Source organism: Roseovarius sp. SK2, from assembly GCF_028807495.1.
Classification (GTDB): Bacteria; Pseudomonadota; Alphaproteobacteria; order Rhodobacterales; family Rhodobacteraceae; genus Roseovarius; species Roseovarius confluentis.
On record NZ_JARAMK010000005.1, the window covers coordinates 181,938 to 205,145 of the forward strand.

Sequence of the window (23,208 nt, forward strand, 5' to 3'; positions counted from 1 at the left end):
CTTGGGGACTTTATTTTTTTGGGGCGGATCGCCCGGAGGTCGATGATGAAAAACGATTGGAACAGACGCACCAAGCTGGTGCATGGCGGTACGCGGCGCAGCCAGTACGGCGAGGTGAGCGAGGCGATATTCCTGACGCAGGGCTTCGTCTATGACAGCGCGGAGGCCGCGGAGGCGCGGTTCGTGCAGGCCGGTGATGACGAGTTCATCTATGCCCGCTACGGGAACCCGACCGTGGCGATGTTCGAGGACCGAATCGCGGCGCTGGAAGGCGCAGAGGCCGCCTTTGCCACAGCGAGTGGCATGGCTGCGGTGAGCGGCGCGCTGATTTCGATGCTGAAAGCCGGGGATCATGTTGTTTCGGCGCAGGCGCTTTTTGGCTCGTGCCTCTATGTGCTGGAAGAGATCCTGACGCGCTATGGTGTCGAAGTGACTTTCGTCGATGGCACGGACCTTGACGCGTGGCGGGCCGCAGTGCGTGAGGACACCAAGGTGGTGTTCTTCGAGACCATCGCAAACCCGACGCTGGAGGTGGTGGACGTGTCGGCAGTGGCCGAGATCGCCCATGCCGTCGGCGCCAAGGTGGTAGCCGACAACGTCTTTGCCACGCCGGTTTTTTCGAGGGCACTGGAACAGGGTGCCGACGTGGTGGTCTATTCCGCGACCAAGCATATCGACGGGCAGGGCCGTGCGCTGGGCGGTGTGATCCTCGGGACCGAGGAGTATATCCGCAAGACGATCGAGCCTTACATGAAGCATACCGGCGGGTCGATGTCGCCGTTTACCGCGTGGCTGATGCTGAAAGGGTTGGAGACGATCGACCTGCGAGTGCGAGCACAGGCCGACAACGCATTGGCCATCGCCGATGCGCTGCAGGGACATGCGAGGCTTGAGCGCGTGCTCTATCCCGGGCACGCCAGCCACGCGCAGCATGAGCTGGTCGAGCGCCAGATGGGCAAGGGCGGCACGGTTCTCGCGCTGGAGATCAAGGGCGGACAGGCGGCGGCGTTCCAATTTCTGAACGCGCTGGAGATCGTCGTGATCTCGAACAACCTCGGCGACGCGAAATCCATCGCCACCCATCCGGCAACGACGACGCACCAGCGGCTGTCGGACGCGCAGAAGGACGCACTGGGCATTACGCCGGGTCTGATCCGGCTGAGCGTCGGGTTGGAGGACGCTGAGGACCTGATTGCCGACGTGATGCAGGCACTGGAGGCAGTGACGGAACAGTGATCCAAGGCAGCGCTTCTGACGTATCTTACGTGTTAGTGGTAATTTACCGTGTTTACGCATAAGTATGATGCTGCCCGATGCGAGCGAGGACCCGACGATGAATGTGCACCCTTCTGACATGAAGAAGGTCAAGGACCGCACCGAGGCGAAGGCCGCGCTGGATACATTGCGTGCGTGGGCGGAAACGGCCACGCCGGAGGAGGTTGCCGACCTCGACCCGGCGATTGCCCGGCTTCTGCCGCAGGGCGAGGTGTCGAACTATCCGACGTTGCGCCGTGACTATCCGGAAGAATTCAAACCCGACGCCGCCTACAAGGCCAGCATGCCGGATTTGCAGAACGGCCCGTCCTCGCTGATCAAGGGGGCGCGGCAGCAATTGCAGCATGTCGGAATTTCGAATTTCCGTTTGCCGATCCGCTTCCACACCCGTGACGACGGTGACCTGACGCTCGAAACCTCGGTGACCGGCTCGGTCAGCCTGGAGGCCGAGAAGAAGGGCATCAACATGTCCCGCATCATGCGCAGCTTTTACAAGCATGCCGAGCGGACTTTCAGTTTCGAGGTGATCGAGACGGCGCTCGACGATTACATTTCGGACTTGGACAGCATCGATGCGCGCATCCAGATGCGGTTTTCCTTCCCGATGAAGATCACGTCGCTGCGGTCGGGGCTGGAAGGTTACCAGTATTACGACATCGCGATGGAGCTGGTGGAGCATGACGGTGTGCGTCGCAAGTTCATGCATCTGGATTATGTATACTCATCCACCTGCCCCTGCTCACTGGAACTGAGCGAGCACGCGCGACAGGCGCGAGGGCAACTGGCCACGCCGCATTCCCAGCGGTCGGTGGCGCGAATTTCGGTCGAGGTGGTCGGCGAGGATTGCCTGTGGTTCGAAGACCTGATCGAGCTGGCCCGCAAGGCGGTGGCGACGGAGACGCAGGTGATGGTCAAGCGTGAGGACGAGCAGGCCTTTGCCGAGCTGAACGCGGCCAACCCGATTTTCGTGGAGGATGCGGCGCGGCTGTTTTCCGAGCAGTTTCTGAATGACGCGCGGATTGGCGATTTTCGCGTGATCGCCAGCCACCAGGAAAGCCTGCACAGCCACGATGCGGTCAGCATCACGACGCAAGGCGACACGTTCGCGTCCGAAAGCCTTGATCCTAAGCTGTTCACCACGCTGTTTCACGTCGGATAACCCGCGCGGCGCCGATCCGGCGCAATTTGTGCTGAAACCTTTGGCAATAGCCCGCCGGAATCGGCCGCGACGCTGGCTGCGGTGCGGCATATCTTTTTCTGCGCGTGCAAAGCTGGTATGGTTGTTATGCAATCTTGCCCGCAGGGGGCGATCCAAAACGGGATAGAGCAATGGATATGTATTCGGCACCGCTGAAGGCGTCGTTGATGGGCCTGCAGCTGAGCGGCATTTTCGTGGAAAAGCAGCTGAGAGTGATGCAGGTGCTGGGACGCGCCGCCTATGAATCGCAGCTCCAGTTCCTGGGTCTGGCATTTGATCTGCCGGCTCTGGGGCCGGTGCGGGAGCAACCGGCCGCCAAGTCGCGACCCGCGGCGAAACCCAAGGCGAAGCCGGCACCCAGGAAGACCGCATCGAAACCAGCGGCCAAGACGACGGCCAAGCCCGCGCCAAAGGCGGAGGCCAAACCGGCCGCAAAGACGGCTGCCAAACCCGCTGCCAAGGCGGCAAAACCGGCAGTGGCCGGGTCGTCCTCGAAGCCGGCGACCAAACCGGCCCCAGCAAAGCCGGTCGACACGCTAGCAAAATCTGAGCCGACGCCGGCCGCGACACCAGACTCGCAAACAGCAAGCCAAGCCCCGGCAAAGCCCGAAGCGAGCAACGTGACAACCTTTCCGAAGCCCGAGACTGGCACAGAAAATAACAGCGGCGCCAAGCGCCCGCGCAAGCCCTCGGCCCCGCCGGCGATGCCCGAACGCTCCGCTAATCCCGACAAGGCGGCGGATTCATAGGACGCGGCTTCAGCCGGATCGAATGACGCGAAGACAGAAGAGGCGCGGCTACTGCTGAAGCGGTGGCCGCGCTTTCTTGTTTCGGTGTTCCCTTGGTCGTCGAAAATGCGCCCGGATCGCGGAGCATTGCACAGGATGCAAATCGGGGCTTCCACTTTTAAAGTGGTTGCCTCTGGTCTGCAGGTATACCTGTTGACCAGGGAGGAAACTGAAAGATTAACACACGAGGTTTCCAAAATGGCTACCAGCACAACCAACCTTAACTATCAACATGGTCTCAATCGCCTGTTCCGCAAAGTTCGCGAGACACTGAGAAAACTGACCCAGGCCATGACGCGCAAGACCCAGATCGAATGGGCGGCCTGAGCGCCAAAAGCTCCCGAACCGGGATGTCTGACCAGCACCTGTCAGCGCCTTTCAAAGCGAACTGACCCATCGCGAACGTAAGGGCCTTAACCCAGGCCGACGACGAAGCCGCCCTCCGGGACGCCTGCAAGGGCATCTGTTCCCGAGGGCGGTTTGAGTCGGAACCAAGCTCTTGCGGCATCGGGCCATCGATGCAAGGGGCGTCAACGTTGCCCAAACGTGTCGACTGCCGTCCGTCGAGACGCTATTTTACTGAAATTCCTACATAGCAGTAAGGACTTGGCTTGAGCCCGCGGGATGCAACGTTGGCCGATGTGGTCCTGCCGGTTGGGTCGAAACCTGCGGGGTTGCATCAGTTGCAAGCCGGGGTTTCGGGTATGGCAGTGGTGCTGACCGATAGTTTGGCCTACCTTGGTGTCAGGGAGGAAACCGAAGCAACATTCTTGAGGTTTCCAAATGGCGACTAGCACAACCAATCTTGATCACGGCGGCGTTTTCACCCGCTTGTTCCACGGCATCGTGGAGCGGTTTGAGCAGCACGCGCGCATCATGTCGCGCCGCGGCCTGATCGAGGAACTGACTGCAAAAAGCGACGAAGAACTGGCCGAGATGGGCATCAAGCGCGAAGATATCGTGCGCCACGTCTTCCAAGATCTGTTCTACGCTTGACGACCTTTCCAGCCCCGCGAGGGCCCTTCCTTACAGGGTCCTCGCGGAGCGGCTTGACATAGGCCAGAACCGCAGCCAAGGCTTCGATCCATGGTGGATTTTCGCCCGGTTGGATATGTGATTGGCCTGACGGTCATGGCGCTGGGCCTGGCGATGGTCCTGCCCATGATGGTGGATATCGCTGAAGGGCGCGGCCATTGGCAGGTTTTCGCGGAAAGCGCAATCCTGACTGTCCTGACCGGTGGCCTTGTGGCGCTGTCGTGCAAGAACGGCGTGCGCGAAGGCCTGACCATCCAGCAGACGTTCCTTCTGACGACCGGGGTCTGGGTGATCCTGCCAATCTTCGGCGCGATACCGTTCATGTTCGGGGCCACCAATTCGAGCCTGGTGGATGCATTTTTTGAGGCGATGTCGGGCCTCACGACGACTGGCTCGACGGTTTTGTCGGGACTGGATACGCTGCCCAAGGGACTGAACCTGTGGCGCGGTATCCTGCAATGGTTGGGCGGGATCGGTATCGTCATCGTCGCGATGGTTTTCCTGCCCGAATTGCGGGTCGGTGGGATGCAGATCTTCCGCTCGGAAGCGTTCGACACGATGGGAAAAATCCTGCCGCGCGCGACCGAGATCGCCTCGCGCATCTCCGTGATCTACCTCGGGCTGACGCTGGCCTGTACGGCCTGCTACATGATGACGGGCATGAACGCGTTCGACGCCACCATGCACGCGCTGACGACGGTGTCGACAGGCGGCTTCTCGTCCTACGACGCGTCCTTCGGTACCTTTCAGGGGCCGGCGGAGTGGGTGGCGACGGCGTTCATGATCCTCGCGGCGCTGCCCTTCGTGCGTTACGTGCAATTGCTGAGCGGCAGCAACGCGCTGTTGAAGGACAGCCAGATTAGGGCTTTCCTGATGACCATCGGTGTCCTGATCGTGGGCACCGCCGTCATCCTGATGTCGATCTTTCCGCATAATCCAGAACAGGCACTGCGTGAGGCGGCGTTCAACATCACCTCGATCATCAGCGGCACGGGCTATTCCAGCGTGGATTACATGGAGTGGGGGACCTTCCTGATCGCGTTGTTCTTTTTCATTGGCCTGATTGGAGGCTGCGCCGGGTCGACGAGCTGTTCGATCAAGATCTTCCGGTATCAGCTGCTGTTCGCCTCGGTAAGGGCGCAGTTGCAGCGGATCTATTCGCCGCATGGCGTGTTCACGCCGCGCTATGACGGTCGGCCGATTTCCGATGACGTTCTGACGTCGGTCATGTCCTTCTTCGTGTTCTTCGTGGTCACGCTGGGGCTGGTGGCCGTGGCGCTTGGGATGACGGGGCTGGATTTCACCACGTCGGTGTCGGGGGCCGCGACGGCGGTGGCCAATATCGGCCCTGGGCTGGGGGACGTGATCGGGCCTTCGGGGAACTTCCAGCCGCTCAACGACACCGCGAAGTGGATCCTTATCGCGGCGATGCTCGTCGGACGGCTGGAGCTTCTGGCCGTCTTTGCAATTTTTACACTGTCTTTCTGGAGGGCCTGATGACTCAGCGACCGCTTGGCGCACAAATCTCGCACATGCTGAAGGCCCGTGGGGTCGACGTGATCTTCGGCATTCCGGGGGTGCATAACGTCGAGATGTATCGTGGCATCGAGGAAGCAGGCATCCGTCATGTGCTGGCCCGGCATGAACAGGGCGCAGGGTTCATGGCCGATGGTTATGCTCGTGCGTCGGGCAAGCCGGGTGTGGCCTACGTCATTACCGGCCCGGGCCTGACCAATGCGATGACGCCGATGGGGCAGGCCTATTCGGACAGCGTGCCGATGCTGGTGATCTCAAGCTGCCTGGACGAGACGGCGGCGCGGCGCGGGCAGTTGCACCAGATGATCGACCAGGAAGGCGCGGCGCGCTGCATCTGCGACTGGAGTCATGAGACGAAGTCGGCCGGTGCTACATACGCCCTGGTCGAGCGGGCGTTCAACGAGTTCGCCACCGCGCGGCCCCGCACCAAGCACCTGCAAGTGCCGATCGCCTTGGGCGGCAGCCTGGCCGACCCGGCGCCGGCCCCTGTTGAGACGCGCGCCAAGCGACCCGTGGCCCGGAAAGAGGACGTGGCGGCGGCGGCCGAGGCTTTGCAAGAGGCGAAACGCCCGATGGTCTTGTTTGGTGGTGGCAGCGTCGGGGCTGGCGCGGCGGCTCGGGCGGTAGTCGAGCGCAGTGGCGCAGCGGCGATGACAACCTATGCGGGACGCGGTGTCGTCGGGGCCGACCTGCCGCTCGATTTCGGGGCTTACCTGGCGCGGCCGGACAGCGCGGAGGTATTGGCACGGGCAGATCTGGTGCTTGTCGTGGGGTCCGAGCTGTCCGAGATCGACCTGTGGCGTGACGAGTTGGGCCATACCGGACGGATGATCCGAGTGGATATCGATCCGGTGGAGCTGGAGCATCCACGGGCCGAGCTGTGCATCCTGTCCGACGCAGATGCGTTCCTGGTGGCGTTGGCAGAGAGCTTGCCTGACCGTGCCGAGCCGAAATGGGATGCGGCGGTCGTGGCGGCCACAAAGTCGCGCTGGAGGGTCGAGGTGGAAGCCGAACGCCCCGGCATCGTGCCGGTGGTCGACGCGCTGCACGCTGCCTGCCCGGCAGAGACGATGATCTATTCCGACATGACGCAATTCGCCTATGCCGCCAAGGAAGTCTGGCCGATGGACCGGCCGGGCCATTGGCATCACCCGTTCGGATACGGCACGCTGGGATACGGGATGCCCGCCGCGATCGGTGGAGCCATCGCGCGGGACGGAAAGCCGACGCTCGCGATCTGCGGAGACAGCGGCTTTCAGTATACCGTGCAGGAGCTGGGAACGGCCGTCGAGCATGGCTTGCCGTTGCCGATAATCCTGTGGGACAATGGCAAGCTGAAAGAGATCGAGGATGCGATGATCCGGTCGCAGATCGCGCCCAACGCGGTGGTCGCGCGAAACCCGGACTTCTGTGCGCTGGCGAAAGCCTATGGCGCCCATGCTGTCCAGCCCGGTAGCCTTGACGACATGGGTGCGGCGGTGCGCGCGGCATTTGATGCGGACCGACCGACGCTCATTCACGTTCAAGCCGGGATTGGTGGCTGAGGGCAGGACACGAGTCTTTCGCGAACGATGAAAGCGACGCGCGGCTGCTGGCTTGCATCATTCTGCAAATGCTCGAAGCACCCTGGCTGCCTTACTCAATTGACATCGTTGCAGGGGCTGTAGCTGACGATGTATTTGGGGCAGCCGGGCCGGGCGGTATTACCTCGGTTATTCCCAGCAGCTGACCAGAACGGTCATTCCTGAAGCACGCTCGGAGAGGCTTTCGGGCGGCATCTGGCCGTTACCGTTGGTGGCCGAAGGGGTGATGCCAGCCTGTTCCAGCACCCGACGGATCGTCTCGGCATTGGCGGCAAAGCTGACGCCTTCGGGCAATTGCCGACTGTTGTCGCGGGCAGGCAGCAACATCCCGACAACGGCACCGCCCGCGTCCACGACTGGCCCGCCGGCATCTCCATCCAGCGCGTTCAGCGCAAGGCGCTTCATCTCTTGTTCGCCGTTCAGGCCCCGCACATCGGCCAGCTGTCCGAAGGTGACAGACGGCGCGCCGAGAACGCCTCCATAGGAATAGCCAGCGACGGCCACGTCCGATTGCAGGCGGGGAATGTTCTGCTGGAAGGCCGCAACGCCCAAGGGAGCCAGCGGCGTGCTCGGGCGCAGGACTGCGATGCCGGTTTCGTCGTTCGCTGTCTGAACTTCGGCTTCGATGGTTTCGTCAAGGGTGATGCGCCCGCAGGATGCGACCACTTCGGTCGTGGTGACGACCGTTCCGGAACGATCGACGTAGAACCCCGAACGAGAGATCTTGGGCTTGCGGATTTCCAGCCCCGCGACAAGGTCGATGCTTTGCACGTCGTTGGTGCCGGCGGTTGGATCGAGCACGGTGTCGAGGCGCGAGAAGCTTTCCTGCATTTCGCCAAGCATCCGGGTGCGGCGCTCTTCGTCGCCCGCGGGCCAGACCACGGTGAAGCCCTTGATATGCCCGTCACGCAACCAGGCTTGAGTGTGTGAAATGGTATAGGCGTTCTCGCCGATCAGGGTGAAGGAGTCGCCGTCCAGATTGCGCGGGCCGTCCTGCGGCACGATTTCCAGCGTCTGCATGATATCGTAAAGCCCGGCAAGCGTGGCGCGGTCGCCGGCTTGGCTGATAAGCAGGACCTTTGCGTCGATGTCGCCGGTGGCTTCGTAATGAGCGAAGGGCGGCTCGTATTTCGAGAATTCCACGACGCCGGTTGGCAGTTTCATCGATATGCCAGCCCCGGTGTCGCGCACGACCCGCAGGTCCAGCCCTTCGAGGACCGCGTTATACTGCCGGAAGAGCTCCGCGCGTTGGCGGGTGGTCAGAACGCCGGTGGCTTCGAAATTGTTTGCTTCCTGCCAGCGGGCCATCGAGCCGCGTGTGCCGCGACCGAATGCGGCGTCGATCGCGCCGCCGTAAAAACCGGCCCATTTCAGGGCTTCCTGCAAGGCAGCGCGTTCTTCGCGGGTCAAGAGCGCCTCACTGGCGCGGGCCTCGCGCACGGTTTCGTCGGACGGCTCCGGCTCCGGCTCTGGCTGGGGCAGGGGATCGACGGTTGTGGTTTGCTGCTCGGCCCCCTCTGTCGCGCTGTTTGTGCCGGTGCCTTCGGTGATATCCTGTGTCGGGCGGTTCAGGACGCTAGCCCCCACTGGCCAGAACTGGCGACCGAACTCGGCCCCTTCGGCAATGTAGCTGTCGCGCGGGATCAGGCGGGACGATCGAAGGTTGCGCAGGATCGTGTTGGCATCTTCTTCGGTGTAGGGTCCGAGCGCGATACCATACCATCCGCCGCCCAGGGCAAAGCCGTTAACATCCTGCATCTGACCCGCGTACCGGCGCGCACTGTCCTCGGCGCGCGAGAGGCTGGGTTGCGCCTCGATCTGGATGAAAACCTGCGCCTTGGCGGCGATCGGCGCCACAAGGGTGACGGCCAGAAATGCGAGGGTAAGAAAGATGCGCGACATGTACGTCCCTTGCCGAATTCGGTGTTGTTTCTGCTCTTCCCCGCTTTTAAGCAAATCTTTGGGCGCATGCATCCAAAATATGGCCTTTCAGGGCAATTGACCCTTGGGTGAGAGCGCCGTAGGGAAGAGCCGAAGATCACGAGGGGCGACCCGGAGGACATTCCATGAGCGACAGCACCGGTAAACCGCGGTCATTCCAGGAAATCATCCTGCGTTTGCAGGCCTACTGGGCTGCGCAAGGCTGTGCCGTGATGCAGCCCTATGACATGGAAGTGGGGGCAGGGACCTTCCACCCGGCCACGACGCTGCGGTCTCTGGGCTCGCGTGCCTGGGCAGCCGCCTATGTGCAGCCGTCACGTCGGCCCACCGACGGGCGCTACGGCGAAAGCCCCAACAGGTTGCAGCACTATTACCAGTATCAAGTGCTGATCAAACCCAGCCCGCCGGACCTGCAGGCGCTGTACCTTGGCAGTCTTGAAGCCATTGGCATCGACATGGAGATGCACGATATCCGCTTCGTCGAGGATGACTGGGAAAGCCCGACGCTGGGCGCGTGGGGCCTTGGCTGGGAAGTCTGGTGCGACGGGATGGAAGTGAGCCAGTTCACCTATTTCCAGCAGGTGGGCGGGCATGATTGTCACCCGGTCTCGGGCGAGCTGACCTACGGGCTGGAACGTCTGGCAATGTACGTTCTGGGCGTCGACCATGTGATGGACATGCCCTTCAACGACCCCGACGCCTCCATCGCGCTAAGCTATGGTGACGTGTTCCTGGAGGCCGAAGCGCAGTTCGCGCGGTGGAATTTCGACGTGGCGGACACGGATGTGCTGTTGCGCCACTTCGTCGAGGCAGAGGCCGAGTGCGACCGCATCCTGGGTGAGCCGGAGCAAGACCCCAAGACCGGCCGTCGGATCGTCATGGCTTTGCCCGCGTACGACCAGTGCATCAAGGCCAGTCACATCTTCAACCTGCTGGACGCGCGGGGCGTGATCAGCGTCACCGAGCGTCAAGCATATATCGGGCGTGTCCGGGCGCTGGCCAAGAAATGTGCCGATGCCTACGTGCTGACCGCCGATGGCGGTTTTGCTGCGTAAGAACGGGCGCGGAGAGAGGCTGATGGGCAAGGTTATCGGGATCGGGATCGTCATGATTGCACTCTTGGCCGGGGCGGCCATGTATTACCTGCAGGTCTACCATTTCTACGAGCCGGTCGAGGCGACCGGCATCGATGACGTGCGCATGGTGAACCTGGCAACTGGGGAGCCCGAGCCGGTTCTGTACGACAATTTCGAGGCGATCGACGCCAGCAGCAGCCCGATCCGCTATCGCGCCTGTTTTACCACCGAGATGAGCCAGGCAATGCTGACCGAGACCTACCAGATGTACCAAGGCGCCGAGCCCCTGACAGCGCCGGGTTGGTTCGACTGTTTCGATGCGGAAGTCATTGCCGATGAACTTGAAACAGGCACCGCGCTGGCTTTTCTCGGAGAGAAGAATATCGGTTACGGGATAGACCGCATCGTGGTCGTCACCGAGGACGGGCGCGGCTATGTCTGGCACGAGCTGAACGAATGCGGTGACAAGGCCTATGACGGCACTGTCGTAGGCGAGGAATGCCCGCCGCGTGGAGATAATCCAGATAATTAAGGAACTATAGACCGGCCTCGCACGCTGTCCTAGCAACGCCCAAAAGCAGCGGAGGACGCGTCATGGCCGATCAAAGAGCACCCGACTGGGTCATTCCGATGATGCGGGCGGGCTATTCCGCACGGGGGCTGGTCTATCTCATTCTCGGCGGATTGACGATGTCGGCTGCCTTCTGGGGCGGCAACACCGAGGGCACCAAGGGTGCACTTCAAACCTTGCGCGATGCGCCGTTCGGCCAGATCCTGCTTTGGCTCGTAGCCTTCGGGTTCGTCTGTTACGGTATCTGGCGCTTTATTGCGGCCTATTTCGATCTGGAAAATCGTGGCGACGAGGAAAAAGGCATGTTTCAGCGGCTTGCGCTGGTCGTGACGGGGTTGATCCACGTTGGTCTCGGTGTGGCGATGGCATCGCTGGCGCTGGGGGTCGGTGGCAGCTCGGGCGGCGGTGGCGCGTCGGACTGGACCGCACAGGTTTTGCAGATGCCCGGTGGCAAGTGGATCGTGGGAATCGCCGCGCTCGGCATTCTGGGCGCGGGTGTCCATTACGTGATCAAGGGTTGGAAGAAGAAGTACAAGCGGTACATCCAGAACAACGAAATGACGCAAAAGCTTGAACCGCTGTTGCGCTGGGGCTTCGTCAGTTACGGGATCGTTCTGGCCATCGTGGGCGTTTTCCTGGGTTTTGCGGCGATGAATTCCGATCCGTCCTCGGCCATGGGTGTCGGCGGCGCGCTGGAATACATCCGTGGGCTGACCGGTGGTCAGGTCCTGCTGGGTGTGACCGCGCTGGGGATCATCGGCTTCGGCATCGAGAATTTCGTGGAGGCGCGGTACCGGATCGTGCCAGGCGTCGGCCACAGCAGCGACATACGGAGCATGGCGCAAGCCGCCAAGGCAAAAGCCAAGACGGAGGCGCGAAGCGTCAGCGCCGGCTAATTGCTCTCTATCGGCTTGCCGCGCCGCGGCAGGCCCGTTAAGCACCGGGACGTTGACCCAAGACGTTCCGGTGACATCATGCCCGACCTTCTGATCGAACTTTTCTCCGAGGAAATCCCGGCCCGGATGCAGGCCCGGGCTTGTGAGGACTTGAAAAAGCGGATGACCGACGGGCTGGTCGAGGCGGGCCTGACCTACGCGGGGGCCGCGGCCTTCGCCACCCCGCGGCGGCTGACATTGGCGCTGGAAGGATTGCTGTCGGAGAGCCCGACCTTACGCGAAGAGCGCAAGGGGCCGCGCGTGGATGCGCCCGAGAAAGCCATTGAAGGTTTCCTGCGCGGCGCGGGCGTGGCGCGCGACGATCTTGAGGTGCGCGACGAGAAGAAGGGTCAGGTCTACTTCGCGACCATCACCAAGCCGGGCCGCCCGGCAGCAGAGATCGTCGCCGAAGTGCTGGAGGACACGATCCGCAACTTCCCGTGGCCCAAGTCGATGCGCTGGGGCGCGGGCAGCTTGCGCTGGGTTCGGCCCTTGCATTCGATCCTGTGCATCCTGACCGACGACGCGGGCGAGGCGCAGGTCGTGCCGCTGGACGTGGACGGCATCAAGGCGGGTGCCAGCACCGAAGGGCACAGGTTCATGGCGCCGGGGCGATTTTCCGTCGCGTCTTACGAGGATTACGCGGCGAAGCTGAAGCGTGCCAAGGTCGTTCTGAACTCCGAGGAACGGGCGGGCCACATCTGGCAGGAGGCCACGAACCTGGCCTTTGCCCGCGGCCTTGAGGTGGTCGAGGACAAGGGGCTTTTGGCGGAGGTCGCGGGGTTGGTGGAATGGCCCGTGCCGCTGATGGGCGAGATCGGGGCCGAGTTCCTGGACCTGCCGCCCGAGGTGCTGCAATCGTCGATGAAGGAGCATCAGAAGTTCTTTTCGGTGCGCAACCCCAAGACGGGCCGCATCGAGCAGTTCGTGACCGTGGCCAACCGCGAGACTGCGGATCATGGCGCAACGATCCTTGCCGGCAACCAAAAGGTCCTGGCCGCGCGGTTGGCGGATGCCAAGTTCTTTTGGGAGAACGATCTGCGTATCGCGAAAGAGGGCATGGGACCATGGTTGGAAAGCCTGGCGAACGTGACCTTCCACAACAAGCTGGGCAGCCAGGCCGAGCGGATCGCGCGGATCGCGGCCTTGGCGCGGGAAATCGCGCCGGCGGTGGGAGCCGATCCTGATCTGGCGGAACAGGCGGCGAAGGTGGCGAAGGCGGATTTGTCATCCGAGATGGTTTACGAGTTCCCGGAATTGCAGGGGATCATGGGGCGGTATTACGCGGCCGAGGCCGGGTTGCCCGAGGATGTCGCGGCGGCCTGCGAAGAGCACTACGCACCGCTCGGCCCCTCTGACGCGGTGCCGTCGCGCGCCGTTTCGGTCACGGTCGCGCTTGCGGACAAGCTGGATACGCTGACCGGGTTCTGGGCGATCGATGAAAAGCCGACAGGCTCGAAGGATCCTTTCGCGCTGCGGCGGGCGGCTTTGGGGGTGATCCGGTTGGTGCTGGACAACAACCTGCGCATCCGGCTGGACCGGTTCATTGATGCGCAGCTTCTGCGTCACAAGATCAAGCTGAATGCCGGAAACGCCAGCGCCGACGAGATCGACACGCTGGAGGAGGTGCTGGACGAGATCGCCGATCACGGCGTCTTCGTCGCGGCCTTTCACGCGGTGATCGACCGGGTCAAGGCGAAAGACCACAAGGACCTGCCGGAGGACGGTGTTCTGCGCACCGTGGGGGCGCTGGTGCCGGACCTGAGCACCGACCTTCTTGCGTTTTTCCATGATCGGCTGAAGGTCTACCTGCGCGATCAGGGGCTGCGGCATGATGTGATCGATGCCTGCCTGACGCTGGCCGGCGGGGACGACTTCACGCTGATCGTGGCCCGTGCGCGCGCGCTGCAAAATGTGCTCCGAACCGAGGACGGCGAGAACCTTGTGCAGGGCTTCAAACGGGCGAACAACATCCTGACTCAGGCCGAGGAGAAGGACGGGGTCGAGTATTCATTCGGCGCCGATCCCAAGTTTGCCGAGGACAACACCGAAAAAGCCCTGTTCGCGGCCTTGCAGGATGCGGAAAAAACGATCGCCGAGGCGGAGAAGGACGAGGATTTCGCCCGCGCCATGAGCGCCATGGCCGGGCTGCGCGCTCCGATCGACGCATTCTTCGAGGCGGTGCAGATCAATTCCGACAACGAGATCCTGCGCCGAAACCGTCTGAACATGCTGCACTCTATCCGCCAGATCTGTCTCCAGGCGGCGGATTTACGACGGCTGGAAGGATAATAGGGCAAACCGTAGCGGGGCACCCGACAGGTCTTGCCTAATAAATCGGCTTGCGTATTCTGCGGGCCAGAAAAGGATTGCCGCAGTGCAGCAGGGCCCTGAACATATCACGCCGATCACACCCGATGCGCCGATTGCCATAGCAACGCATGGCGGGCGGGCGAAATGCCTTCAGCGGCTGGTGCGGCTGGACCTGCCGGTGCCGCGTACCGTTGCCTTGTCTTTTGACGCGGTCAGGTGTGTCGCGGATGGCGAAGTGCCGGACATGGCGTCCTTGCTGGACCCGTTCGGCGAGTTGCCTGTGCTGTGCGTGCGGCCCTCGTCCGAAGACCCCGACTGGGGCGGGCCAGGGGCAGTACTGAATATCGGGATGAACGACGCGCGGTTCGTCGACTTGTCCGAGAGGATCGGTAAACCGGCTGCGGCGCGTCTGTACCTGCGCTTCGTGCAGGCCTACGCGGTTCACGTGGCGCGCGCCGATCCGGACATGTTCGACTCGCTGGACGACGATCCGGTCAAGGCGGTGGGCCAAGCATTGGTTGCCTACGAGGAAGAAGTCGAGGAAGAATTCCCACAGGATGCCAAGGTGCAACTGTTGGGCGTGCTGCGTTCGATGGCGCGGGCGTGGCAGGGTACCACGGCGCGGCTCTTGCGGCAGGCCAAGGGGGCGCCTGCGGATGCCGGGCTGGGCCTCGTGGTGCAGGAAATGGCGCTGGGACTGGGCGAGGGTGAATGCGGCTCTGGCGTCATGCAGCTGGTGGACAGCGTCACCGGTGATCGGCGCTGCACCGGGCGCTACCTGAGTCAGAGTCAGGGGCGCGAGGCGCTGAAGGCCAGCAAGGAGGCGCTGTACCTGCAGAAGGACCCACGCGGTCCGTCGTTGGAAGAGTTGGCACCTGAGGCCTTTGAGCGGCTGAAGCAGTGCACCAAGCTGATGCGCGAAAAGCTGTGCGAGGAAATGCAGGCCGAGTTCACCATTGAGAATGGCGAAGTCTACCTGCTGGACGGGGTGCGCGTGGCCCGCAATGCCCGCGCTGCGGTTGCCATCGCGGTGTCACTGGCCGAGGACGGCATCATCAGCCGCGAGGAGGCGTTGATGCGGATCGAGCCGCGGGCATTGAATGAACTCCTGCACCGGCAGATCGATCCAGAGGTTCAACGGGATGTCTATGCGCGCGGAATCGCCGCCAGCCCCGGCGCAGCCACAGGTAAGATCGTATTTAGCGCCGAGGACGCGCAGGCGGCGGATTCTCGGGGCGAAGCCGCGATCCTTGTGCGGCGCGAGACCAGCCCCGAGGACATTCGCGGGATGCACGCCGCCGCAGGCGTTCTGACCGAGAGGGGCGGGATAACCAGCCATGCCGCCGTGATCGGGCGTGGCATCGGCAAGCCCTGCGTTGTGGGCGCCTCTGCCATCACCTTTCAAATCAAGCGTAAGCGGCTGGTCTTTCCGGACGGGCGCAGCCTGCAGGCCGGGGACCAGATTACCATCGACGGCACCAGCGGCGAGGTGTTGGCCGGCGAACCGCGCCTGCTGGAAGCTGCGCGAGACGAGTCGTTCAAGACGCTGATGAGTTGGGCCGACAACGTGCGCGATATAGAGGTCCGTGCCAATGCCGACACGCAGGCCGATGCCGAACTGGCGCTGACCTTCAAGGCGCAGGGGATCGGGCTGTGCCGGACCGAGCACATGTTCGTCGAACCCAGCCGCCTTGTGGCGATGCGCGAGATGATCTTTGCCGATACCAGCGAGGACCGCGCCTCGGCCCTGGAAGTCTTGCTGCCGATGCAACGAGCGGATTTCATAGACCTTTTCCGTATCATGTCCGGCATGCCGGTTTGCATTCGCCTGTTCGACCCGCCGCTTCACGAATACCTGCCGGCGGACCGCGAGGGCATACGCGAGCTTGCGGACGCGCTGGACTTGCCGGTCGCGGATGTGACCGAGCGGGTCGAGTCGATGGGGGAATACAACCCGATGCTGGGCATGCGGGGCGTGCGGCTCGGCATCGCGGTGCCCGAGATCTACGAGATGCAGGCCCGTGCGATCTTCGAGGCGACTGTGGCCGCCAGCCACGAGAGCGACCCGGTTGTGCCCGAAATCATGATTCCGCTGGTTTCGGCGATGCGCGAGGTCGAACTTGTGCGCGAGAATGTCGACAATGTCGCCGATGCCGTGCGCCGCGAGACCGGACGCGACTTCACTTACAGATTGGGTGTAATGGTCGAGACCCCGCGCGCCGCGCTGCGGGCGGCCGAGATTGCGCCACATGTGTCGTTCCTCAGCTTCGGGACAAACGACCTGACGCAGATGACCTATGGTCTCAGCCGTGACGACGCGGGGCGGTTCATGTCGCATTACGTGCAGCAGGGCGTTTATCCCGAGGACCCGTTCCACGTGCTGGATGTGGATGGGGTGGGCGAGTTGCTGGAGATCGGCGCACGGCGTGGCCGTGAGGTTGCCCCAGATCTGACCTTGTCGATCTGCGGCGAACACGGGGGCAATCCCGAATCGATAGCCTTCTGCCGGACGGCGGGATTCGACTATGTGTCCTGTTCGCCGTTCCGGGTTCCGGTGGCGCGACTAGCTGCCGCACAATTGGCCGTTAAGGACAAAATCGGGTAGCGGCCCGGCAAATTTTCGCCACATTTGCCGCGGAACCGCTCACCCATGACCCGCGGGTGGCGCCTGCATAGCTGTGTTGCATGGGGCTGGGCTGGACTCGCGTTGGCCTTTTATGTACCTCCCGCGACTTGACGGGCCCGTAGGGTCTTTTTTTGAAGGAGGCGATCCTTGAGAAACCTCGCAATAGCTTTGACGATAATGCTTGGAACCGCTGCTGCGGCGGAGCAGGACATCAACCGTTTGTACGCGCACGAGAACCGCGTGTTGAGCTCGATCCCCGAAGATATGGTGGCGCGATACATGGAGCGCCCGGGCGTCGACGTCACCTATTCACGCGACTGGCTGGCGGCACAATCCGCCCAGACCGGCGGCAAGCAGTGGCGTTGCCTTGCCGAGGCGCTTTACCACGAGGCGCGCGGCGAAAGCGTGAAGGGCCAGTTCGCAGTGGCCGAGGTCATTCTGAACCGCGTCGACAGCGCCCGTTTCCCCGACTCGATCTGCGGCGTTGTGCACCAGGGGACGGGACGGAAGTACCAATGCCAGTTCACTTACACCTGCGACGGCTACAGCGACCGGATCAATGAGAAGCGCGCCTTCGAACGGGCGGGCAAGGTGGCCTACCTGATGGTCAAAGGCGCCAAGCGCCAACTGACCGATGGAGCGACGCATTACCACACCAAGGCGGTGCGTCCGAAATGGTCGCGCACCTTCGCCCGGACCACGACGATCGGGGTGCATCATTTCTACCGCATGCCGACGCGCATCAGCTCGAACTGAGGCGCGGAGAATCCGGTTGACATGCAGGCCTGCCCGTATAAAAGGCGGGCTTCATGACGAATTTCGCGGGGTGGCTGACACCTCGCCGCAGGAGAGATACCCATGGCGAAGCCGACCACTATCAAGATCCGCCTGAACTCGACCGCCGGCACGGGTCACTTCTATGTGACGAAGAAGAACGCCCGCACCATGACCGAGAAGATGTCGGTGCGCAAATACGACCCCGTCGCGCGCAAGCATGTCGAATACAAAGAAGGTAAGATCAAGTAAGATCCGCCCGACCGTAAAGCTGAAAGGGCCGTGCCGTCTGGCGCGGCCTTTTGCTTTAGTAGAACGTGGCTGCGGCGCGTTATCAGCTTGCGGGAACTGATCCCGACCGTGAGGTCCCGGGGGCAAGCCCGGGACGGGAAATCTCCAGCGACATTCCCACCAGGGCAAAAGAAAAGGGCCGGTCAATACAACCGGCCCCGTGGCAATCGAATGTGGCGAAGATTACTCGCGCTGGCCCAGGAGGTTCAGCAGCATCATGAACATGTTGATGAAGTCCAGATAGAGCCGCAGAGCCCCCATAATGGCGGCCTTGCCCAACCACTCACTGTCGCCGTGATGTGCATGCGCCAGATACTCATTCTTGATCGACTGCGTGTCATACGCCGTCAGGCCCGCAAAGATCAGCACACCTATGGCCGAAATCGCGAACATGATCGCGGGCGACCCGATGAAGATGTTGATGATCGACGCCACGATAAGGCCGATCACACCCATGATCAGGAAGCTGCCCCAGCCGGAGATGTCCTTCTTGGTGGTGTAGCCCCAGAGCGACAGGCCAGCGAAAGCGATCGACGTCACAAGAAAGATCTGCGCGATGGAGAAGTCCGTGAACACCACGAAAATGTACGAGATCGACACGCCCATCACGACCGAGAAGGCGTAGAAGAAAAATTGTGCCGCGGCGGCAGAGAGCTTGTTGATCACTGCGCCGAAGGCGAAGACCATGATCAGCGGAGCGAACATGACGATGTATCGGGTAAAGCCGGTGAACAGCGTCTCCATCATCGCCGCATTGTTGCCCACGGCCCAAGCGGCCGCAAAGGTCAGCAACATGCCGATCGACATGGTCGCATAGACCTTGTTCATGTGGGCGCGCAAGCCTTCGTCGATCGCAGCGGTACGCGCACCAGTTCCCGTCCGGATCGTTTCGAATTCAGCCATTCAAGCCTCCGATAAGTGTCCCTATTAAACCCCGACGAGGGGTTTGGCAGTAATATCGGTGGCGCGCCGCCTCTTTTCAAGCAAATCCGCACGGAAATCGTACGAAAACAGTCAGTTCACATTTCAACGACTGGAAACATCCCAGATCGGGCGGCGCGCCTCGGCCCGGGCCTCCTCTCGGGTCAGGCCGATATCCTGCAACGCGTGGTCATCAAGACGGTCGAGTGCGCGGCGCTGACGATAGATGTCTATTACGTCGAGGAGCGACACGCGGCGGGAGCGGCGGAAAGGTGCGTAGCGGCTGTGCGAGAGAATAGGCATGAGGCGTTCCTTTCGTTTTCGTGATCAAACAAGTCGAGGCATTCTTTCTGTTGATGTAAGTGCCACGCCATGTATGATAATTAAAATGAATGTTTGAGCCCGTAGCCATCAAGGAGTGTGATGAATGCGAAATCTGGACATGACCACGCTGCGGTCGTTCCTTGAAGTAGCCGAGCAGGGCGGCGTCACGCGGGCAGCGCAGGTGCTGAACCTGACGCAATCCGCCGTATCGATGCAACTCAAGCGACTGGAGGAAATGTTGGGCATCGACCTTCTGGATCGCAGCAACCGGCGGATCGCACTGACGGCATCGGGCGAGCAGCTTCTGACCTATGCGCGGCGTATCGTGGACCTGAACGACGAAGCGGTGGGGCGCCTGTCGGACGAGGTTTACGAAGGGCAAATAGTATTGGGGGTTCCGCATGACATCGTCTATCCCGTGGTGCCGCGTGTACTGAAGACTTTCAACAGTTTCTTTCCACGCGTGAACATCGCCTTGAAATCCTCCAGCACGATACGTCTGCACGAGGCGCTCAAGAAGGGTGAGGTGGACTTGATCCTGACCACCGAAAGGGCACTGACGCCGGGGGGCGAGACACTGACGAAGATGCCGCTCAAATGGGTCGGCGCGTTGGGTGGGCAGGCGTGGCGCAAACGACCATTGCGCCTTGGATTCTGCAACTTCTGCATTTTCCGGACCACGGTGCTGCGCAGCTTGGATACGGCGGGCATAGACTGGGAACTGGCGATCGAGTCGGACGAGGATCGCTCGGTCGAGGCGCTGATCAGCGCGGACTTGGCCGTGGGCGCATTGCTGGAAACGAGCATCCCGCCGCACCAGGAGGCCATCAATGCGCAAGGCGCGCTGCCGGACCTGGGGTTTCAGCAGATCAATATGTATGGCGTCGCCAATCGCGACGACATCACGCGGCAATTGGCGGACCTGTTGCGGCAGGGATTTCGAACGGCGACGCCGACGCTGCTGCGGCAAGCATGATCCGAAGCACTCAGTCGATCTTGATGACGACCTTGCCGGTGGATTTCCTCGCGCGCATCAGGTCTAGCCCGTCCTGCGCCTGCTCGAGGTTCAGGACATGGCTGACATGCGGTTTCAGTTTGCCGTCCGTGTACCAGCCGATCAGACGTTCAAGACTGTCCGTGACGACCTTTGGTTTGAAGCCGAGATAGCCGCCCCAGTAGAGCCCGAGCACCGAGATGTTCTTGACCAACAGGTGATTGGCGGGAATTTTCGGCACGTCGCCGCTGGCGAACCCGATCGTAAGGATGCGCGCTTCGGGGCGGCAGGCCCGCATCGCGGCCTTGAACTGATCCCCGCCGACCGGGTCGTAAACCACGTCGACGCCGCCAAGGGCCCGGCAAGCCTCGCGGATATCGTCATTTTCGGCATCTATCAGATGATCGGCCCCGGCCTTGCGCGCCACATCAAGCTTGTCCGCCCCCCGGGCGCAGGCGATGACAGTCGCTCCCATGAGCTTGCCGATTTCCACCGCCGTCAGGCCGACACCTCCGGCTGCGCCGAGCACAAGTAGCGTCTCGCCTGGCTGGAGGCGCGCCTTGTGATCCAGAGCGACGTGGCTGGTGCCATAGGCAATCTGGAACGCGGCGGCATCGGTAAAGCTCATCTCGTCGGGCAGGACAACCGAGCGGTCTGCCGGAAAACAGCCGAACTCGGCCAGCCCGCCATGACCGCCGAAGACGGCGACGCGGCTTCCGACCGCCGGCCGCTTGACGCCCTCGCCAAGCGTCTCGACAGTGCCTGCTACCTCCATCCCCAAGGTAAAGGGCGGCTCGGGCGTGTCCTGATAGTCGCCCTTCAGCATCAGAAGGTCGGCGAAGTTCAGGCCGCAGGCTTTGATGCGAACGCCGATTTCACCCGGAGCCGCGGCCGGAGCTGCAATTTCCTGCAGGCTTGCGGTTGTATCGTGCGAATCGATCCGGAACGCGCGCATCTCCAGTCTCCTCCATCCAAAAATCCGGCATGTCCGGCGTTTCGACCGAATAAACGATTACATGAAAAGAAGTCAAACTGCCCCCTTGGGTTGTGGCATACTATGCTAAAGAAGTATTTGCTCGTTTAGATTGTAGGTATAAGGGACCGATCCCTTATTCGGGGTGCAATACTTCTTGATATACCGATTCCTGACGCTTATTTTTTCGTCAGTGTCGCTGGGATGCGCGGCCGAATTTTATTGAACGCCTGCTCGGGATGTCTGTTTAAAGCCCGGCACAGTACATACAGAAAGGATCACCCATGCCGCACCCCGTAGACGTGCATGTCGGGAAACGTATTCGCCACCGTCGCTGGCTCGTCGGAATGACACAGCAACAGCTGGCCGAAAGCGTGGGCATCAAATTTCAACAGATTCAGAAATATGAAACCGGCGCCAATCGCGTCAGCGCATCGCGGCTTTGGGACATTGCGGATGCGCTGGATGTGGAAGTCAGCTTTTTCTTCGAAGGACTCGATCAGGAGAGCGGTGACAAGAACTGCGCCGACATGATCCCGTCGGATCTTCTGGGGGACAAGGAAGCGCTTGATCTCATTCGGTCCTACTATGCCATACCCGAAAATCAACGCCGCCGCCTTTTCGACCTTGCCAGGGTTCTGAGCGACGTCGCTTGAGCCTGTCTGACATGCCGTCTATCCATGCCATGTAAGACGTGGCGAGGGCAGGATGGTTTGTAAAAGTTCCGAAATCGTTGACACCGCGCACGCGCTGGCAGATGCCGCGCGGCGTGCGGTCCTGCCGTTGTTCCGGACCGAAGGAATCGGGGTCGAAAACAAGGCGCAGACCCTTGCGGGTTTTGACCCTGTTACCGCCGCCGACAAGGCGGCGGAGCAGGCGATGCGCGCGATCCTTGCCGAACGCCGGCCAGACGACGCGATACTGGGAGAGGAGTTCGGAACCCGTCCCGGCAGCAGTGGTCTGACTTGGGTGATGGACCCGATTGACGGAACGCGCGCCTTCGTGGCGGGAGCGCCGACCTGGGGCGTTTTGATCGCGGTGTCCGACGAGAGCGGCCCGATTTACGGCCTGATCGACCAGCCATACATCGGCGAACGGTTCGAGGGTGGGTTTGGTCGCGCGATGATGCGCGGGCCGCAGGGTGAACGCGTTCTGAAGACGCGAAGCGACCGTGCATTGTCGGCCTGCACGCTGTTCACGACCTTTCCCGAAGTCGGCACAGAGGCCGAGGGAGCCGCGTTTCGTGCGGTGTCCAGTCAGGTCCGGCTGACCCGGTACGGGCTGGATTGCTATGCCTATGCGCTCGTCGCCAGCGGGCAGGTGGACCTCGTCATCGAAGCGGGCCTGAACGCCTACGACATACAAGCCCCCATCGCCGTGATCGAGGCTGCGGGTGGGATCGTCACTGATTGGTCCGGTGGCGTGGCGCATGCGGGCGGCCGCGTGGTGGCCGCTGCCGGGCGGGAACAGCACAGGGCGGCGCTGGACATTCTCGAAGGGTTTGTCTGACCGCTCTGGCCCTGTCAGGCGCGGTCCGCTAGGATCCAGCCATGGATACGCGCGCGTTCATAATTGCATGCCTTGTCGCCCTGAGTGCACCTGCGGCGGTGGCGCAGGACGTGGTCGACCGGGGTCATGCCGCACTGGGGTGGATCAACGCGTTCCGCGCCAACGAGGGGCGTGCACCGCTTGAGGTGTCGGGTACGTTGACGCGTGCCGCCGCATCGCATGCGGCGGACATGGCGCGAAAAGGGTATTTCAGCCACGCTGGAGCGGATGGCAGCAGCATCGCAGATCGCGCCCGCCGCGCCGGCTACGGCTTTTGTTTCATTGCGGAAAACATCGCCAAGGGTCAATCAGGTCTCGATAGCGTTCTGACCGGTTGGGCAAGGTCGCCGGGGCATCGAAAGAATATGCTGGCCTCTGAGGCGGAAAGCGTCGCGCTGGTCGAGGCGCCGGGGCGTATCTGGGTGATGATGTTGGGTCGCGATGGGTGTTAGCGTGGGCGTCACCGGGAACCTCATGACCGGCCGGACACGCAACAAGGTAAAATC

22 protein-coding genes are annotated in these 23,208 nt (G+C 62.1%); 18 read left to right on the plus strand and 4 right to left on the minus strand.

Features of this window, described 5'->3' with window-relative positions; all coding sequences use genetic code 11:
* Window positions 1-45: 45 nt before the first annotated feature.
* From metZ to PVV74_RS12105, 7 genes are all read left to right on the plus strand, one after another.
* The gene (gene metZ, locus PVV74_RS12075; RefSeq protein WP_274593381.1) at window positions 46-1,236 is read left to right on the plus strand and encodes an O-succinylhomoserine sulfhydrylase; all 1,191 of its coding nucleotides are present in this window, start codon (window positions 46-48) and stop codon (window positions 1,234-1,236) included.
* Window positions 1,237-1,333: 97 nt separating this feature from the next.
* Window positions 1,334-2,434, plus strand: coding sequence for a GTP cyclohydrolase FolE2 (gene folE2 / locus PVV74_RS12080; RefSeq protein ID WP_274593382.1), 1,101 nt, complete (start codon window positions 1,334-1,336; stop codon window positions 2,432-2,434).
* A gap of 170 nt (window positions 2,435-2,604) precedes the next feature.
* A complete protein-coding gene (locus PVV74_RS12085) occupies window positions 2,605-3,222 on the plus strand; it encodes a hypothetical protein (protein WP_274593383.1) in 618 nt (205 codons plus the stop codon).
* A gap of 237 nt (window positions 3,223-3,459) precedes the next feature.
* The gene (locus PVV74_RS12090; protein WP_274593384.1) at window positions 3,460-3,588 is read left to right on the plus strand and encodes a hypothetical protein; all 129 of its coding nucleotides are present in this window, start codon (window positions 3,460-3,462) and stop codon (window positions 3,586-3,588) included.
* 456 nt (window positions 3,589-4,044) lie between these two features.
* Window positions 4,045-4,257 carry a hypothetical protein gene (locus tag PVV74_RS12095; protein ID WP_103763972.1) on the plus strand — a complete coding sequence of 71 codons (213 nt, stop codon included), beginning with the start codon at window positions 4,045-4,047 and terminating at the stop codon, window positions 4,255-4,257.
* A 90-nt stretch (window positions 4,258-4,347) separates the two neighbouring features.
* Window positions 4,348-5,793 carry a TrkH family potassium uptake protein gene (locus PVV74_RS12100; RefSeq protein ID WP_103763971.1) on the plus strand — a complete coding sequence of 482 codons (1,446 nt, stop codon included), beginning with the start codon at window positions 4,348-4,350 and terminating at the stop codon, window positions 5,791-5,793.
* On the plus strand, window positions 5,793-7,376 hold the full coding sequence (locus PVV74_RS12105) for a 5-guanidino-2-oxopentanoate decarboxylase (RefSeq protein ID WP_103763970.1): 1,584 nt from the start codon (window positions 5,793-5,795) through the stop codon (window positions 7,374-7,376). Before PVV74_RS12100 ends, PVV74_RS12105 begins: the two co-directional genes overlap by 1 nt.
* A 168-nt stretch (window positions 7,377-7,544) precedes the next feature.
* On the opposite strand, the gene PVV74_RS12110 is transcribed toward PVV74_RS12105, so the two are convergent.
* On the minus strand, window positions 7,545-9,317 hold the full coding sequence (locus PVV74_RS12110; protein ID WP_103763969.1) for a serine protease: 1,773 nt from the start codon (window positions 9,315-9,317) through the stop codon (window positions 7,545-7,547).
* Between the two features lie 164 nt (window positions 9,318-9,481).
* Between PVV74_RS12110 and PVV74_RS12115 the strand changes: the two genes are divergently transcribed.
* The 7 genes from PVV74_RS12115 (at window position 9,482) to rpmG (ending at window position 17,903) form a co-directional block, all read left to right on the plus strand.
* A complete protein-coding gene (locus tag PVV74_RS12115; RefSeq protein ID WP_103763968.1) occupies window positions 9,482-10,411 on the plus strand; it encodes a glycine--tRNA ligase subunit alpha in 930 nt (309 codons plus the stop codon).
* Between the two features lie 22 nt (window positions 10,412-10,433).
* Entirely contained in the window at window positions 10,434-10,964 is a 531-nt protein-coding gene (locus tag PVV74_RS12120; RefSeq protein WP_274593385.1) for a DUF6446 family protein, read from the plus strand.
* A gap of 62 nt (window positions 10,965-11,026) precedes the next feature.
* On the plus strand, window positions 11,027-11,899 hold the full coding sequence (locus PVV74_RS12125; protein ID WP_274593386.1) for a DUF1206 domain-containing protein: 873 nt from the start codon (window positions 11,027-11,029) through the stop codon (window positions 11,897-11,899).
* A 78-nt stretch (window positions 11,900-11,977) separates the two neighbouring features.
* Window positions 11,978-14,230 (plus strand): glycine--tRNA ligase subunit beta, encoded by a 2,253-nt coding sequence (gene glyS, locus PVV74_RS12130; protein WP_274593387.1) that lies wholly within the window; start codon window positions 11,978-11,980, stop codon window positions 14,228-14,230.
* A gap of 85 nt (window positions 14,231-14,315) precedes the next feature.
* Window positions 14,316-16,856: a putative PEP-binding protein gene (locus PVV74_RS12135; RefSeq protein WP_103763965.1), complete on the plus strand. Its 2,541-nt coding sequence runs from the start codon at window positions 14,316-14,318 to the stop codon at window positions 16,854-16,856.
* 168 nt (window positions 16,857-17,024) lie between these two features.
* On the plus strand, window positions 17,025-17,633 hold the full coding sequence (locus PVV74_RS12140; protein ID WP_245890507.1) for a cell wall hydrolase: 609 nt from the start codon (window positions 17,025-17,027) through the stop codon (window positions 17,631-17,633).
* 102 nt (window positions 17,634-17,735) lie between these two features.
* Window positions 17,736-17,903 (plus strand): 50S ribosomal protein L33, encoded by a 168-nt coding sequence (rpmG, locus tag PVV74_RS12145; protein ID WP_050927593.1) that lies wholly within the window; start codon window positions 17,736-17,738, stop codon window positions 17,901-17,903.
* 222 nt (window positions 17,904-18,125) lie between these two features.
* Here the strand turns inward: rpmG and PVV74_RS12150 are convergent, their stop codons facing one another.
* Both PVV74_RS12150 and PVV74_RS12155 read right to left on the minus strand, forming a co-directional pair.
* The gene (locus tag PVV74_RS12150) at window positions 18,126-18,845 is read right to left on the minus strand and encodes a Bax inhibitor-1/YccA family protein (RefSeq protein ID WP_103763963.1); all 720 of its coding nucleotides are present in this window, start codon (window positions 18,843-18,845) and stop codon (window positions 18,126-18,128) included.
* A 123-nt stretch (window positions 18,846-18,968) separates the two neighbouring features.
* On the minus strand, window positions 18,969-19,166 hold the full coding sequence (locus PVV74_RS12155; RefSeq protein ID WP_103763962.1) for a DUF1127 domain-containing protein: 198 nt from the start codon (window positions 19,164-19,166) through the stop codon (window positions 18,969-18,971).
* 124 nt (window positions 19,167-19,290) lie between these two features.
* Here PVV74_RS12155 and PVV74_RS12160 point away from each other — a divergent pair, with 124 nt between their 5' ends.
* The gene (locus PVV74_RS12160) at window positions 19,291-20,163 is read left to right on the plus strand and encodes a LysR family transcriptional regulator (protein WP_103763961.1); all 873 of its coding nucleotides are present in this window, start codon (window positions 19,291-19,293) and stop codon (window positions 20,161-20,163) included.
* A gap of 10 nt (window positions 20,164-20,173) precedes the next feature.
* On the opposite strand, the gene PVV74_RS12165 is transcribed toward PVV74_RS12160, so the two are convergent.
* Entirely contained in the window at window positions 20,174-21,136 is a 963-nt protein-coding gene (locus PVV74_RS12165; protein WP_274593388.1) for an NADPH:quinone oxidoreductase family protein, read from the minus strand.
* A gap of 302 nt (window positions 21,137-21,438) precedes the next feature.
* Here PVV74_RS12165 and PVV74_RS12170 point away from each other — a divergent pair, with 302 nt between their 5' ends.
* The 3 genes from PVV74_RS12170 to PVV74_RS12180 are packed head-to-tail and all read left to right on the plus strand — an operon-like array spanning window position 21,439 to window position 23,154.
* The gene (locus tag PVV74_RS12170) at window positions 21,439-21,810 is read left to right on the plus strand and encodes a helix-turn-helix domain-containing protein (RefSeq protein WP_103763959.1); all 372 of its coding nucleotides are present in this window, start codon (window positions 21,439-21,441) and stop codon (window positions 21,808-21,810) included.
* A 52-nt stretch (window positions 21,811-21,862) separates the two neighbouring features.
* On the plus strand, window positions 21,863-22,663 hold the full coding sequence (gene hisN / locus PVV74_RS12175) for a histidinol-phosphatase (protein ID WP_103763958.1): 801 nt from the start codon (window positions 21,863-21,865) through the stop codon (window positions 22,661-22,663).
* A 41-nt stretch (window positions 22,664-22,704) separates the two neighbouring features.
* Complete coding sequence (locus tag PVV74_RS12180) at window positions 22,705-23,154, plus strand: CAP domain-containing protein (protein ID WP_103763957.1); 450 nt, start codon at window positions 22,705-22,707, stop codon at window positions 23,152-23,154.
* Window positions 23,155-23,208: the final 54 nt, after the last annotated feature.

Bases quoted from the DNA above. Each gene is read 5' to 3' on its own strand.
- PVV74_RS12090 (WP_274593384.1), top strand. From the start codon at position 3,460: ATGGCTACCAGCACAACCAACCTTAACTATCAACATGGTCTCAATCGC.
- folE2 (WP_274593382.1), top strand. From the start codon at position 1,334: ATGAATGTGCACCCTTCTGACATGAAGAAGGTCAAGGACCGCACCGAG.
- PVV74_RS12155 (WP_103763962.1), bottom strand. From the start codon at position 19,166: ATGCCTATTCTCTCGCACAGCCGCTACGCACCTTTCCGCCGCTCCCGC.
- PVV74_RS12160 (WP_103763961.1), top strand. From the start codon at position 19,291: ATGCGAAATCTGGACATGACCACGCTGCGGTCGTTCCTTGAAGTAGCC.
- hisN (WP_103763958.1), top strand. From the start codon at position 21,863: ATGGTTTGTAAAAGTTCCGAAATCGTTGACACCGCGCACGCGCTGGCA.
- PVV74_RS12105 (WP_103763970.1), top strand. From the start codon at position 5,793: ATGACTCAGCGACCGCTTGGCGCACAAATCTCGCACATGCTGAAGGCC.
- PVV74_RS12150 (WP_103763963.1), bottom strand. From the start codon at position 18,845: ATGGCTGAATTCGAAACGATCCGGACGGGAACTGGTGCGCGTACCGCT.
- PVV74_RS12120 (WP_274593385.1), top strand. From the start codon at position 10,434: ATGGGCAAGGTTATCGGGATCGGGATCGTCATGATTGCACTCTTGGCC.
- PVV74_RS12085 (WP_274593383.1), top strand. From the start codon at position 2,605: ATGGATATGTATTCGGCACCGCTGAAGGCGTCGTTGATGGGCCTGCAG.
- rpmG (WP_050927593.1), top strand. From the start codon at position 17,736: ATGGCGAAGCCGACCACTATCAAGATCCGCCTGAACTCGACCGCCGGC.
- PVV74_RS12095 (WP_103763972.1), top strand. From the start codon at position 4,045: ATGGCGACTAGCACAACCAATCTTGATCACGGCGGCGTTTTCACCCGC.
- PVV74_RS12125 (WP_274593386.1), top strand. From the start codon at position 11,027: ATGGCCGATCAAAGAGCACCCGACTGGGTCATTCCGATGATGCGGGCG.
- PVV74_RS12110 (WP_103763969.1), bottom strand. From the start codon at position 9,317: ATGTCGCGCATCTTTCTTACCCTCGCATTTCTGGCCGTCACCCTTGTG.
- PVV74_RS12115 (WP_103763968.1), top strand. From the start codon at position 9,482: ATGAGCGACAGCACCGGTAAACCGCGGTCATTCCAGGAAATCATCCTG.
- glyS (WP_274593387.1), top strand. From the start codon at position 11,978: ATGCCCGACCTTCTGATCGAACTTTTCTCCGAGGAAATCCCGGCCCGG.
- metZ (WP_274593381.1), top strand. From the start codon at position 46: ATGAAAAACGATTGGAACAGACGCACCAAGCTGGTGCATGGCGGTACG.
- PVV74_RS12170 (WP_103763959.1), top strand. From the start codon at position 21,439: ATGCCGCACCCCGTAGACGTGCATGTCGGGAAACGTATTCGCCACCGT.
- PVV74_RS12165 (WP_274593388.1), bottom strand. From the start codon at position 21,136: ATGCGCGCGTTCCGGATCGATTCGCACGATACAACCGCAAGCCTGCAG.
- PVV74_RS12100 (WP_103763971.1), top strand. From the start codon at position 4,348: ATGGTGGATTTTCGCCCGGTTGGATATGTGATTGGCCTGACGGTCATG.
- PVV74_RS12180 (WP_103763957.1), top strand. From the start codon at position 22,705: ATGGATACGCGCGCGTTCATAATTGCATGCCTTGTCGCCCTGAGTGCA.